General features: G+C 46.9%; 10 protein-coding genes. 4 read left to right on the top strand and 6 right to left on the bottom strand.

Features of this window, described 5'->3' with window-relative positions:
* On the top strand, positions 1 to 326 hold a 326-nt coding region (locus tag BLR97_RS09435), incomplete at its 5' end, for an IS30 family transposase (RefSeq protein ID WP_139172921.1).
* A 541-nt stretch (positions 327 to 867) separates the two neighbouring features.
* Here the strand turns inward: BLR97_RS09435 and BLR97_RS09430 are convergent.
* Positions 868 to 1,203 carry a hypothetical protein gene (locus BLR97_RS09430; RefSeq protein ID WP_089705423.1) on the bottom strand — a complete coding sequence of 112 codons (336 nt, stop codon included), beginning with the start codon at positions 1,201 to 1,203 and terminating at the stop codon, positions 868 to 870.
* Between the two features lie 152 nt (positions 1,204 to 1,355).
* Between BLR97_RS09430 and BLR97_RS09425 the strand changes: the two genes are divergently transcribed.
* The 3 genes from BLR97_RS09425 to BLR97_RS19580 all read left to right on the top strand — a co-directional run bounded on the left by BLR97_RS09425 (position 1,356) and on the right by BLR97_RS19580 (position 2,756).
* Positions 1,356 to 2,090: a hypothetical protein gene (locus tag BLR97_RS09425; protein ID WP_089705419.1), complete on the top strand. Its 735-nt coding sequence runs from the start codon at positions 1,356 to 1,358 to the stop codon at positions 2,088 to 2,090.
* 257 nt (positions 2,091 to 2,347) lie between these two features.
* Positions 2,348 to 2,545: a hypothetical protein gene (locus BLR97_RS09420; protein WP_089705415.1), complete on the top strand. Its 198-nt coding sequence runs from the start codon at positions 2,348 to 2,350 to the stop codon at positions 2,543 to 2,545.
* Between the two features lie 16 nt (positions 2,546 to 2,561).
* Positions 2,562 to 2,756, top strand: coding sequence for a hypothetical protein (locus BLR97_RS19580; protein ID WP_139172919.1), 195 nt, complete (start codon positions 2,562 to 2,564; stop codon positions 2,754 to 2,756).
* A gap of 360 nt (positions 2,757 to 3,116) precedes the next feature.
* On the opposite strand, the gene brxL is transcribed toward BLR97_RS19580, so the two are convergent.
* Genes brxL through BLR97_RS09395 form a run of 5 tightly spaced genes read right to left on the bottom strand, consistent with a single transcriptional unit; the run spans position 3,117 to position 14,479 of the window.
* Positions 3,117 to 5,174 (bottom strand): BREX system Lon protease-like protein BrxL, encoded by a 2,058-nt coding sequence (brxL, locus tag BLR97_RS09415; RefSeq protein WP_089705411.1) that lies wholly within the window; start codon positions 5,172 to 5,174, stop codon positions 3,117 to 3,119.
* Between the two features lie 12 nt (positions 5,175 to 5,186).
* Positions 5,187 to 7,685 carry a BREX-1 system phosphatase PglZ type A gene (gene pglZ / locus BLR97_RS09410; RefSeq protein ID WP_089705408.1) on the bottom strand — a complete coding sequence of 833 codons (2,499 nt, stop codon included), beginning with the start codon at positions 7,683 to 7,685 and terminating at the stop codon, positions 5,187 to 5,189.
* Complete coding sequence (locus BLR97_RS09405; protein WP_089705406.1) at positions 7,682 to 9,562, bottom strand: DUF262 domain-containing protein; 1,881 nt, start codon at positions 9,560 to 9,562, stop codon at positions 7,682 to 7,684. The genes pglZ and BLR97_RS09405 overlap by 4 nt, the downstream gene beginning before the upstream one ends.
* A 19-nt stretch (positions 9,563 to 9,581) precedes the next feature.
* Complete coding sequence (pglX, locus tag BLR97_RS09400; RefSeq protein ID WP_089705403.1) at positions 9,582 to 13,094, bottom strand: BREX-1 system adenine-specific DNA-methyltransferase PglX; 3,513 nt, start codon at positions 13,092 to 13,094, stop codon at positions 9,582 to 9,584.
* Positions 13,095 to 13,099: 5 nt separating this feature from the next.
* The gene (locus BLR97_RS09395) at positions 13,100 to 14,479 is read right to left on the bottom strand and encodes a DNA-processing protein DprA (protein WP_089705400.1); all 1,380 of its coding nucleotides are present in this window, start codon (positions 14,477 to 14,479) and stop codon (positions 13,100 to 13,102) included.
* Between the last annotated feature and the right edge of the window lie 2 nt (positions 14,480 to 14,481).

The following is a 14,481-nucleotide window of genomic DNA, read 5'->3' as shown; positions in this document are numbered from 1 at the left end:
GCGCAGTGCAGACCATCACCTTGGATAACGGTTCGGAATTCGCTGAGCACCGACAGGTTGCCAAGGCCGTCTCGGCCAAGACCTATTTTTGTGACCCGTACCGCTCATGCCAGCGTGGTACCAATGAAAATACCAACGGCCTGATTCGCCAGTATTTCCCGAAAGGAACGGACTTCCGAAAGGTGAGCGACTCAGCACTGAGGAGAGTCGTTGCCAAGCTGAACAATCGCCCCAGAAAACGCTTGGGGTATCGGACACCGGCACAAGTGTTCCTGGGAGAGTATTCAGGGGCGCTAAAAACCGCAGGTGCTGCGCTTAATGTTTGAATTCAGGATTTAAAAACGTACTAAAATAAGGTTCCGAAATCACTTCAAAATTACATGATATGATAGTCTTAACGAAAAGCGTCTTTTAGCGTGGGCCTCAAAATCACATACAATCAGCCGCCACTCTATCAGAGTGGTCGGTGCTTAGAAGTAACTCTGCACAAACTATGAGCGAATAAAGACTAACCAGAGTAAAAAACCAATATGCATTGGCGCTTACTATTCATTTCTTTAACACATAACCAGCAGCGCAACTTAAATAACTAAGAATTATTTTTCATAAAAAGAACATAAAAACCTGAAGCTAACGTCCCCGATCATAACCAGCAAGGTAGGTGATAAAACGGTCATAAAGTGTAAAATCATTCATAAAACCCTTTGCCGCAAATTCTGAGTGCAGCACCTTACCGGTTTGGTCAGGTGCTGCACTCAGAATTTGCGGCAAAGCAATCAGTTCGTGTTTTCTTTGGCACCTTTATTATCCAGAAGATTCGCATCCATTATTTTTTAAGCCTACCTCATCAATAAGCCTGGATATTATTCATTGAAAATTTCTCGTATTTTTTTTGTATATTTCAGTTGTGGCTAGGCATAAGTGATATATCAACATAGCTTCAGCTGAACCCAGGGTTTTATCATTAAACACAATATTAAGAGCCATAAGATAAATTTCAAATTTTTTTATGTATTTAGATACCTCAGCTGATTTAACAAGATCTTCGGCAACTTTAAAACTCATTTTTAAAATACAATGCTTCATTTCATCTTCACCATCCAACTCATAAGACAAGTATCTTGCTAACTCAGTAATGAAGCAGCAAACGTTGTAGTTATTTCCAGAATAAAATTCTTCGTAATCATTTGATGTTTCTTTCATATTCCCTACCCCTTCAGTGAATTTTGATTATAAATTATTTTTGTAAAAATACAGCTTGCCTAAACGCATTTTTTTCTTAATTTCAGCACTTTTTTGTAAGCTATGCTTGGTTATTATAAAAATTAATTTTAAGTATCAAAGGAGAAATCACTATGGATATTAATGAAATTGATGATATCGATGAGTTGGAGAAAGCTATCTACTTGGATATAGCTTTTGAAAAAAGTCTTTCTGAGTATTTTTCAGATCAAGATTTTCATGAGTCATTTACTAACCTTGAACCTTCTATGCCTGTAAATATGAATGATTTTCAAAAGGCACTTTTTTATTTCAACCATCGCGCTAATATTATTTGTGATATTACGTCTGACCAGACTGCTTCGCTGGTAGATTTGCTTTATGTTTATGCTGACTTAATTGTAGAAGAATTTTACGAATCAAGAGATTACGATAAAGAAAACAACCCACACTTCAAGTATTGGAAACATTTCTGCACAGTTGAAAAGGGGAAGACTGCCGTTATAATTCGATGGAAAAAATATAACGGCGAGAGCAACTATAGTGATGCGGTTAACAAGGGCGATCTGAAGGAATTTAAGATTCCAGCTAGCTCTTTCTTAAAGTGCACAAAGACAGAAAAAAAGGCAATTATGATTGCTGAAGATAAGTTTAGTAAAATCAGGAAAATTAATTCAAAAATGTCATCTTTGATGGAATCAATCAGATCCATTAAGGACATTACTAACAGGAAAGTTCAAATTTATAAAGATCATGGATCGATAGATGAAACATACGAAATTGATCATCTAGAAAAATATCATTCTGAACGGGAAAAAACACATGGGAAATTTGATCGGCATGAATTTCGTCGATCACTCGGACTGTAAGCTTTTCTTAATTCATGGGTCATGAAAAGCTAATAATTTAGCGCCTCCTACCCCCCTGCGTGACAGGCTATGCCTGTCACGCAGGGGGGAGGGCTACGTACAAAGATAGATTTGTTACTTGCCCCTTGCAGCGTCGAGACCTTAGCTTAGAATTAGACGGGAGAGTGTTTCAACCACTTTATACGGGGGTTTCAGTCAGAAATTCAACGTATTCGCTGGCCTGGATCACTGTTTCATAAATTAAAGAGGGGATTGTCATGAAATCTGTAAAAGACATAATGGTGTCAGTAGTTGAGTCGATAGAAGAGCTTGAGAGTTTTTATGAGATTGAAGTATCTTTTTCTTTAAGCAGGAATGCGGGAAGATTTTTGAATATGCAGACACATATGAGCATAACCAGTGATGATAAAATAAATTCAACAAATAATGGGCTTGAAGAAAACAAATGGTTCTGAAAAAGAGGAGCTCGTAATGAAAAACTATTCATTAAATACTAGTGATATTGATACTTGTGATCATCCTAATATAAATCCAGCAAATGGATTACCAATGTTAATTGATGGCATCATAGATATTGAGGGTAACTTGTATGGTTCATCTGACATTTCAGGGAATAATTTTGAAAATGAAATTTTTTTGACATTTGATGTTTTCGGAGAATTTTAACAAAAATTCTCTTGTTAAATTAAAGTCATAAATAAAAGCGGAAAAAACCTTAACGTCTTCTGACTATGATAGCACTTTCTGCATATTACACGATCCACTCGGTGCACATCCCCGGCATGGAGGCAAAACAACTTTCTTCACCGTGATGTGCTGCTGGTGTTATTAGCCACCGCCAGCTGGGCCATTGCTATCATTCATATAAAAAAACAATATATCTTAGGACTTTTTTGATGCAACCCCACTATTGGCATCTTTTTGAGGAATTGAGTTCCAAATAGAAAAATTTATAAATCACTGTAATCTAATTTCAGGAGTGACTGCTATTAGGGATCTTCCCTGCCCTTTCGCTCCCCAATACTTTTATGCCTGTTTGATAAAAGTTACCTCGAAGGCTTTGCTCGAACGAAACTGCTGGAGGCGATTGGTAAATGAAAAGGCATCATTCATCTCGTAGTGCTGAAAAATGTCTAGTCCTCTGTCTAGTAATATCTTCCAGCCATTGTCCGTTACGATATGGCGCGCGTGAATAGTGCCGGTCTCGTCAAACTCCCAAGTGAAGTCGATACCCACTAGACGTGCCGATACCTGGATTTTTTCAAAGCTCTCGTCTTGCAATTCGCCCTTAAATTCATCTCTGGCAGTAACTAGGTGAACCACAACTTCATCTTCTTGGGCCTTGTTCTTGACGATGGTCTCAAAAAATTCCATGAGGTTACGAATTTGGTAGAAGAGACGAATGTATGGATCGGTAACTGTGATACGTTTGGTATCCTTCAGGTAAGGCCCAAACAGCGTATCGAATGAGACTCCTTTCTGGTTCTCCTGGAAGGTTAAGTGTTTTTCCTGCAGTCCCTGCTTTTCGGGTTCAGGCACGTTAACTGTACTATCTAGTGGCTCCTCTACAGAATGAGACTCAGCCCTCCCATTCTCGATATCTGCATCAGCCACTGTCTTGTAATAACAGCCAGGATATTCCTCTTCCTCTAGAGTAGTAACCAGTGATTCATTGCCATCGGTATCCAGATAGGCAAAGCGCACTTCCCCATAGGTTGTGTCGATTCTCATCAACTGGTCTTTCACCCTCTTGCGCCCTTCTATAGCGAATCGCAGCAACTTCTCAATATCACCTTTGCTAGCACCACCTTGGGGAAACAGGATCTTCATGAGCCCCGAAAATGTTTTGTTGATACCGTCTCGGTCACGGGTCGAAATATCCGAAGATAACGAAAAATGCTCGCGATACTGATCTGAGTAGTCGTAGTTCCGCATGGAGCGCAGGACTTCGGCGAGATAATCCACCACAAAGCCGTAGCCATCAGAGAACATCTCGCCCCTGATTATGTCGACTTCCCATCCCGGTATGTAAAAATGGAGCCGATCGAGAAAAGCGGAATCGTAGAACTTATCTGGCAACTCATCGAACAAATCGGAATGTTTCAGCATATAAGGGACTGTATGCCTGGTGTTACCAACGAACACCATGGAAGCCTCAGCTCCCAGAGTCTCGACGCCGCGCGAGAACGACTTGTTGGCCATGTAGTTCTTCATAATGTCAACGAGGGCCTTGTCGACACGCTTCTTCTTGCCGGCGAATTCGTCGAAAGCCACACAGTCCCAATAGCCTACCAGTCCAATTTTGCCACTGGAGTTGTTCACAAATAACTTAGGAACAGACACCTCGCCTCCAGACACTAAAATGCCGTGAGGAGAAAACTCAGAGTAAACATGTGACTTACCTGTGCCCTTTGGGCCTAGCTCGATCAGATTATAGTTTCGCTCGCAGAAAGGAATAAGCCGCAGGAGCTGGAGTAGCTTGCTGCGTTTGCCAAACATCTCTGGGTTAAAACCAATGCTCTGGATCAGCAAATCTATCCACTCGTCAGTACTGAACTTCTGGCGGGCTTCCACATAGGCGTCATAATCAAAGTGAGACAGCTGAATTGGCTTGAGTGTGGTCAGGATCCACGGGCTAGCATTCTTGTCTTCAGTAAACTCGTATTCGATATCTGAGATACACCACACGCCGCTTACTAGCAATTTTGGGTGGGCTTTTACTGTACCGGAATCCACCAATACTTTTTTGATGCCCAGGTTGGAAAACTGAGCCTCGTAAGCGTCAGTCTTCTCGTTCAGTGCGACACTAATCTTGTCGATAACCTTGTAACGCCCTTTCTCCTTGATATTAGAGCGTACCAACCCGGCCTCGTTACGATGAACATAGTGCTTGGCCAGTATTTCCTTCACCGTCTCAATACCGGTCTGGATAGTGGCCTCGTCACTGGTCGCGCAATATTGTCCTAGTAAATACTCCAGAACATAGGACGGTACAATGGCGTTGCCCTTGACAGTCTTCACCAGATCTTTGCGAACCACCAAGCCCGGAAAGTGTTCGTTGATCTTTTGGTCAAGCGTGTTCATTGGCTACCGTCCTCAAAAATCAAAATCGCTGGTAAAGGATCGCCGCATCGTATATCTGAGCGACTTATACTCCTTGAAATGAGACGTCCCAGCATGCTGTTCCTCAACCCTTAGGGAGACTTCCTGACCATTGGCCTCATCCGCCTTACGGGTGAGAACAAAACGCACCTGCAGCTCCCGTTCACGAGGATTCTCCGAGGTCAGATCAAACACCAGCTCATGGCTATCCGAGATCAGCTCACCTGCCTGGGTGTAGATGCCCGCACGTAACAAGCGCGGCTGGATCTTTTCCGTCACCGGCTCTGACTGATAAAGAGTGACCGCGAGTTGCCCGGAGGTGATCACTGAGTTGGTCCCACGTAGGATATCCACCTCAACGGCGCTAACATCGCTCTGGCGTTTCTTATTTACCCTCAACACGGGTATGACCACTTCCTGCAAGGAGGCACCGCCATGAACAAAACGACTGCCAGAGCCCTTCAAGCGTAGTCGGTTGATCGACTTGGGGATCTGCACTTCCATATCCCCGTCTAGTCCAAGCTGTTCGGACGAGAAGTGGTGAAACGCTGGGGATGTTGTTAGCCCCTTCCCCAGAACGAAGCGTCGATCCCGATAGAGAACACTTTCTCCGTCCGCCGGGACACTGAGAAAGTCACTCTCATCGATTTCGCGGTTCTGATAGATAAAACCGTGATCGGCAGTGATCAGCAAATTATTGGCATTGGCAGCCGTCAGCTTCTTGATCAGGCGAACCAGGTCATCCAGAGTCTGTTCCGCCGCCTCAAAAGCCTGACCCTCTGAATGCATTTTATCGCCGGTGTGATCAATTCGATTGTGATAGATGTACAGCACATCGTTGCCTTTTAGCACATCTCGGCTATCGTCACGGTTGAGCTGCATAAACTCATCAGCCCTGATGGCTTGACCTCGTCCCTCCTGTGCGGTCTGCAAGATCTTTGTCCGGTTGGCGGTACCTTGGGAACTCCGACCGTCAATTAGCACCGTACCAGTATCGTTATCCGCAATCGATAGGGTTTTGTTGGGCATCAGCGCAGCCATACCAAGCTGGGTATAACTGGGCAGCATGGAGAGCGCAGGCTCAAGATCTGCGCTGTAGCGATCCTCCTGACGGATAAGGCTCAGCAACTCGTCCCCAATCTCATAACGCATGGCGTCGGAGATAACCACGCATACGCGTTTGTCCTTGAGCAGGAACGGACGCACCCAGTGTTCGAAGAAGTCACTCTGTTGGCGAACAGGGTAAGCTTCCCAGTTGGCGCTTGTATCGACGTGACTCTGAAATGCATCCCCAAGCTTCATCAAGTAATTGTTGGAGTACATATTTTCGACCTGCTCACTAAGTTCGCCCATCAGTGATGGCTGACCGGACAAGCGCACATGGTAGGTAAACTTGCGATAGAGCTGATCCAGCTGAAACCAAACTCGGCTGTAACGCTGCACGCCATCGGCAAGACTCTCCATGGTTAGCCTGGCCTCGCCTAGCATCTGGATAAAGCGTGCAGCGAATTCTACAGCTTCATAAAGGTGCCGAAACTCACCGTACCAATGCCCCTGACGCCGTTGACGGACCCAGAGGGCCACATCGCCACTGGTGACAGTGCGACCCACTACGGCACGTACCAGGTCACTGATAATTTTCTGGTCGATCAGCCGAAAATAATCCAACTCGATCAAATCGCGGAAATCTCGCTTTTCTAGATCCTTTTCAATGCCAAGTACATCGGCACACTCGGCGGATAAAGTCTCAAAACCTGCTTCGAACTGCCGGCTGTCTTTCCAGCGCTTAAGAAACACCAGGGCATCGCCGGTCATTTTAACCTCGCCATCAGTGCTCATGGCATAGCAGGACTTGAATAGCGCAATGACGAAATCCCGCAGGCTCGGATCAATGGATTCATAGCCATAAAAGCGAGTGAGCTGCTCCCAGAGAAAGGTATCCAGCTCGCAGCGCTCAATTAGACGCATGCCCTCATTCCTGCCATCGGCCAGCTGCTGAAGCAAGGTCTCTACAACCGCGTCCATACGTGGTTCACTGCTGGCACACACGGCCAGCATCTTTAGCCGTAACTGGCCAACGGTATCATCGGGCTGCAGCCATTTCTTCAAGATATCCCTGCGCTTCGCGGCCCGAAAGAATTCAGCATGCGTCTGTGCAAGCTCAGCAAATTCCAAGCCCAGCTCCAGCTCAGATAACCAGATGGCCACCTGGTCGGTACTGAACTCTCCATGGGTTAGCTGCACATCCAGTAACCAGTTATCCAGGTCTGCTGGCTGGGGACCTTCTTGATACAGGAGAAACTTTTGCTCCGGCGCTTCGCGCAGAATACGATATTTCAGCCCGTATTCATTGTTGGCAACTTCTAGCTTCTCGACGTCCGGAAGCGACACCCTCTCAAAATCGCTGCGCAGTTCGCGCTTGGTGTCGTACCAGAATATGATTCGATGCTTTTCGAACAAGCGAGACAACGCTGTCTCTATTTGATTGTTCATAGAACTGCTTCTTCCAAGACTTCTTCACCCTCGCTATCGTCTACTTCCTCTGGCACGACAGGCGTAGCCATGTAGACACGTGAAATTAGACGCCGTTTGAGGGCTTCGTGCCTCGCTTCATAAAACGCTTTGAAAGATTCAAACTCTAAATCAACATTTTCGACTAGCAAATCACGCGCCGACAGATGGACATTTTGATCACCAAGCCAGTCTTTGAGAGACCTGTCATTTTTGGACTGGTTCTGTGAATGGTTCAACAGATGCAAATTTGGGATAGCGTTCCAATGGACGGGGCTACCGTAGAACGCCCTTAACTCCTCATTCTCTGCCAAAAATTCATGTCCTTTCAGCGCTTTATTGGAGAAAGCCGACTGTGGATGCAAGTGATCAATGTGAAAGATCTCGGTCACATTCATTTCCGGAAACAATAGATGTAATAAGGCGCGGCAACGCCCCTCACCGTGTTGAGTCTCCAGTAATTTATCAAGCGTTTCCTCATCAAACCTGAGATCTTTGTTCGTCGCTCTATAACGCTCGATAATCGCTTCCAACGGAAACGATCTTTCACTGAGATGTTGATCCAGTAGATCCCGCATACTTGAGAGAATAGTGTCTGCCTGGCCCCCGAAGACCCCTTTCAGAAGCGCCATATAGAACCACTGGCTGATCACAGATCGTTGCTCGTGGCACTTTGCGAGATTATTGATTTGCGTGTAAAGCGGGCCATTATCGGTCTGCTTTCGGAACAAGTAGTAGCAAATTGGAATAACCGCATTCTTGGATGTCAAAGACTGAGGTGTTATGCCAAACCGCCTGATCAACCGAAATGTCTCAGTGATACACTCCTTAATCCCAGGCCACTCCTGTTGAATGCGGGCAACCTGATCACCCTTGAAATTCCTGACCTTGAAACGTACGTCGGCCCCAGTAAGCGTCAAGCACGCCTTCAGCAGCCAGTCCCTTTCAATGTAGAATCCCATTTCGGTGCTCTGATGGATATGATGCGTCAGATCGTCTAGTTCTTTCCGAAAATCACCTTCCCAATGCGCTACAGCAATCGACATCAGTAAATCTGAGAAATCGAGCTTCGTTCCACCGCTGTTGGTTCGGATAAACACATCAAGAACATGGTCAATTTCCTGACTGCTTTCGTTGAAATAGTGAATGATCCGTTGATCACGGATCACATCGTATAGTTTCAGCAGTGTTTTGTTTGCGAACTTGTTGCCCGTCAGCCCTCTACGCTCTAATTCAGGCAATACAACTTCAAGTAACACATCAGTGCCATCATATGCCGGATATCTGAGAACTTCGTGCATACATAGCCAGTGATGAGCAGAATCCTCTGCTTTTATAGAGTCTTGATACTGACGGTCGGTGAGGAACTTGAAGTTGTAGTACATCAATGACTCGTCATCTTCCGTGACTAACGGAGCCATCAAGTCAAGGTAGAGCTTTCGCGGTGGTAGAACTCTGTCATCGCGTGTGCTTGGCCACCAAACACGAGGCTTTTTGTAGGCATAGGTACCACATAGCCCTATGTACAAAGAGGTTAACCGCTGTTGGCCATCAATAATCGCCTTGAAATCCTTATAGCTCGCATTGGTGGGCTCATGAGGGTTCTCCTCACCGAAACGCTGACAAAAAGACTTTAAAAACTCGTAAAATTTGTAATCGTTCTTGATCGGTCCATCTTTGACTTCCCACACCATAAAGCTATTGATGGGGTAGCCGCGCATTATTGAGTCAAACAAAACGCAGATCTGATGGCTACTCCATACAAATTTCCGCTGAATCGCTGGTAGCAAAAAATCCCGCTGATTGATCGCATCAATAGCTTCTTTAATCGTAATAGGGTTTTCGTATTTACCAGCCACGTTCTCGCTCCTTAATACTTCAAGACAGACCTGAGATTTTTTTCAGGGCTTCGCCAAATTTCGGGTAATTCACTTTCACCCCATCATCCAGATCGATTTCAATCTGTTTCGCCGCCAGCGGATAGAGTACGTCGCGCTCGTAGTCATCCAGTTCAACAATGATTTTGCTGATTTTTTCGATGTCCTTCAGGGCTTTCGTCTTCTCCCCCGGAGAGGCACCGGCGCTGATACTGACAGCTTCCAGATGGTCCCGACGAGCTGACAGTTTGGTACGGAATTCACGCAGGTAGTCATTGAGCACCACACTGACGTTGTCAGGGCGGTAGCGGTGCATGTAAATCAACGCGTTGAAAGATCCCTTGGGAGATGAAAACAGCCAGTAAATCGGACGCTTTTTATAGCGCCGCCAATGGTCGCTGTAAAAGTCCTTCAGGAAGTATTTGCGGATATCCTTGCCAAGCGCCTGTTCGACGAAGCGAAGGTTCTCCTCGTAGTGTTGCTCGCCAAAGGCGATGCGAAGGAATTCGCGGAAGCGTTCGGCAATGTCGTCAGTGAACCAGTCGCCATCAAGCATGGGGATAACATTGTCGTCATCGGCTGGGAAGCTAGGCTCCGGTACCCGTTTCAAATAGTCCTGAATGGTTTCACCTTGGTTGGCCAAGATCAGTCCTGGCTTATCCAACGCATAGCGGCCTAACATACAGCCAACGGCATAGGACACCAGTTCGCGCATTGTGTCGGTAAGAAGCAGCGCTTCTAGCTCTTCTACGCTCTTGTTGTTGCCGTAGCGGTAGTGGGGATTGCAGGTCAGAGTTATCTCTTCCAACGGCACATCAGGAGTCAGGTCATCCTGAAGGCCGTAGGCCTCAATGAAGATGTGGTTATTCTCTTCCTCCAGCCGTTGCGCCTTCAAGGTCATTTCGCGCCAGTGGGAGCGGAGCTGCTGGTAGATAACCTCTAGCGTTACCTGACGGCACTCAAAGCTCAAAAGCGGTAGGCTTTCGAAATCCCAGGAGGTTTCGTAGGAATCCCAATCAAACCTTGCTAAATCAATCAGCGAAGCGACGGCATTGTCGATCGTCGCCTGAGCATTAGGTGTAACCTCGGGCCAAGGAATACGCCCAACCGGGCCCTGATTGTAGTCCATGGTGGGAGCCAGAAGCTTTAGAAAGAGATTTGAGCAAGAAGAGTTCAGCAATCCGGTTAATTTGTGTAGATCGTCTTCTCGCTTTGATTTTGCCATTGGGCCTTTGGCATCGTATACGAAGCCTCCATTGCAAATCCGAGCATTAAAAGAGCCGACGGTAAGCGATGTCCACGTAACGGCTGGCCGAAAGAAGTATTCTATATTCTGCGGTCGAGACCGTAACTTTCCTTTTTCATCAACAAAATTTCGTATTCTGGAGCCATCATTTTCCCAATCCACCAAGTGTTCGTGATTGCCATACCACTTTCTGAAGGCTCCACCTTTATGGTGGGGAAACCAGCGGTAACCTGAGGATGAGGCCTCGGCTCTGGACTTAGCGTTCAGAAGCATCCGATTGTTCGCCACTTCAGGCCACTGTCTCAGGAACCTCTCATTGTCTCCTGTAATAAGCCCCTGCCGAGGTTCGGCGAATGAGGACAGGCTTGGATTGTCTTCAAAGACACGTAAGGATTTAGGGGAGAGCCAGTAGGCAATCGGAGAGCCAGGAATTTTTTGAAAATCAGATGAAGAAGCCGTATGGCGCCAAGGCACCGACGGGTTTTGAATGGCTTCCCTGAGGTAATGTGATTGAATGCCTGCACCTACAAACTCATTGAGATCTACAAATACACCTAGCTTCTCTAATGCAGAGGACTTCTGTACTGAAAAAGCACAAATAGGGACATATGCAGACTCAAAGAACGCATGATATTCTGGCCTAACCAAGCTTGTAATGTGTGCTTCATTAATTATGAGGCTCCGCATCTCCTTGTAAGAACTAATGAACATCCAGGTGAACGGCGTCATCAAACCGATCGAACCACCTTTTTTAGTGGCGCCCATAATCCTTTTTACGAATGCAGCGTATAGATCTGAACTATAATTGCGGTAATGATCGTAGAGCCATCCGGATAAGGCCTTATTCAACCCCTTCCTACCGGCATATGGGGGGTTCGCAATCACTACATGGTACGTGGAGGATAAGAGTTCGGCTTGCTTTAGGGCTCGCAAAACCCTGTCATGGGTCTCACTAAGGAACAGTTGACCAGAAACATCTTTGGCTTCCAACGCTCTGAGAATTTCGTCTGGTTCGGTGAGATCGGGTTCGATTAGAGAGCCAAAATTATCGACTTCCTCAAACTGTCGCAGGGTAGATTGAAACGAAGCGTTGAATAAATCCCTACCGATAAAATCCATATATTCCGTGAGTTCACCCTCGGCGAACCGGATATTTTCCAATACACAAATATTGGGTTGCACCGGTTTACGAAAGAACCGGCGCTGCTTGGCCCGCGCCTTCATTGTCAGCGCGAAGGCAGCTAACTCACCAGCCCGCTCATCAATCTCAATACCGTAGAGGTTGTGAATTAGTATCTTGGCCGGAATATCGGCAGGTTCGTAACCTTCCTCCTCATAAATCGCATAGAGCAAGTCAAAGGCATAAGTTAGCATATGGCCCGAACCACAGGCTGGATCGCAGATCTTGATTTCTTCCGGATTATTGATGCGTAGAATGTCTGATTCAACTTGTTCGGGCTTGATGTAGTAGTCCATCTGCTCAATCAGGCTGGAGTTGGGCCGGTTGAGCATCCAGAGGCGACCAAGCGAATTTTCCACCAAATAACGGACAATCCAGTGCGGTGTAAAAAGCTGGGTGGCGGCCGGGATATTGGTCGGAGTGATTTTTTGGTTCTTCTTCAATGCCTCGAATACTTGATCCTTTTTCTCTGAGATATAAAACTGATACAACCAGCCAATCACCTCGACATCCTGACAGGCGTCTGGCGCCATGGCCTCTCGGGTGTAGGCGAGAATAGAGTTGCCCGAGAGCAAATCGTCCGGCATCAGCAGCTCAGTATAGTCATCAATGCGTTCAAACAGGAACGGCATGGCACTGTGCCAATGGTTACAGGCCGCTACCACTAGCAGTCGATAGGCCTCACCCTGCGGATCCTGACTGGGCGTTTTGCCATCTAGCAGGGAGAAGATTCTTTTTCGGGTCACCTCCGACACCATCTCTTCATCAATATGGCCCATCTTGGCGTCGGCCAAAATCTCGGGCTGAAACTGCCCCTCCGCGGGCGAGACGACGCCAAGGCGGTTGTAGCGATTCTCGTCCATAAAACGCAGGGCGCAGAAGCGATTGAACCAAGTATACGCAACCCGTTCGATGACCTGCTCATTGCCCAGCTCGAAAACCGCCTCTTCCAGCTTCTTGATGGCCTGGGGGCATTCCCGCCTCGCCGGACTATTTTCGACCAACACTAATTGAAGCTTTGCGCTGACTTGTTCAATCAGACTGCGACGTGCGAACTGAGCGAATTTTCTAAGTTTTGCGGTTTCCATGGAGACTACTGATCCTCGAACATCTTGCGCTGATTGTCTTCCACCCACTGATACCGAACCGGGCGTCTTAGCTTAGCAACCTTGTCATCCACGACAGCCTGTTTTAACCATTCGTTAAGCTGGGTTTTGTGAAGCTGGGTAGCCTCCAACAGCTCATCAACGGTTTTGGGTAAGCCTGTTTCATTTTTAAGCAGCAGAAGGAAGTGTTCATACAAGGAAAGGTGCGCCAGGGCTGGTTTTTCTGCGTATTGACTACCAAAAACAGGCGATAGCGTTGATTGTTCATGCTCTATTGAAGATTCGAAAGCGTCTCCAACTGACTCTGTGGCCCCCTGATTCGAGGCTACCTCGGCCTCGTCTCTTTGGGCGTTGTCAGTCAAAGTGTCGTTTTCAGTGACTTCCGGTACAACTGCAACTTGGTGATGATCAAATAGATCCGCCTCCTGCTCGGCCGCTGAGTCCTCAGGGTACGGTAAGTGGTTAAGGTCGATTTCACCAAAATCTGTAGGTAGCCATTTAGCGCCTTTTTGCACCAGTGTGGCATTGCCGGCCTCTGGGTCATCGGTGGGTTTGACCCACATCGGCACCCATCTGTGTCTTATATTTTCAAGCACACCGTTCCAGGTACCACCTGACATTCCGGAATGCACGGCAATAGATGCATCCGAAAGGCAATAGATGTATTTATTGCGTTGCATAGCATTGCCCGCATTGAAGCCTGCCTCAGGATAAAAGGGAGAGAGCAGAGCCAGGTTGTTCGCCATCAGGTGCTTTCTATACTTGGCTGAGGTAGCGGCGCGCAGCAGATCATTGGCGAGAACCCCAATTGCAGTACCTTCAGATTCAAGGGCACCCAGCATGGCGGCCTCATCGACGCCTTTCGCACCGCCTGATATAACAGAGAGCCCGTCGCTCGCTGCTTTCGCTCCGATATCGCGGCTAAACAGAAGATCCGCATCAGAGGTCTTGCGTGAGCCTATAACGGCAATACCCCCTTGGCTAAGGAGACTGCGGTTGCCACATCCGAAAAAGACCGGAGGAGCATCATTCCCGAGGCGTGCTTTAATACGCTTTGGGTAATCACTGTCTGAGCGCGTCAACACCCATAAGCCAGCGCGTGTCCATTTTTCCATAGCCATTGCCAAGGCAGGTCCACGATTGAGCAGGGCTTGGATGCGGTCGGATGTGATTTTGGCGTCTGTCCATCCCGCCAGTTTTTGACTAAGATCTCCTGTCAGGAGATCCTCGGGGAACATTTCCTGGTTTTTCAACCAGAAGGCAAAACGCCCCCACTCTTTATTCGTGAGAGGTTTTGACTCTAAGCTTGTTGATTTGGAAAAGTAGGCAGTCAGTAATAGGATTGCCTGTGTTTTAGCAGCAAGCATTC

It is taken from the genome of Vreelandella arcis (assembly GCF_900103865.1).
Lineage (GTDB): Bacteria > Pseudomonadota > Gammaproteobacteria > Pseudomonadales > Halomonadaceae > Vreelandella > Vreelandella arcis.
The sequence above is the reverse complement of the archived record's forward strand: the minus strand, read 5'-3'. Positions and strand labels throughout refer to the sequence as shown.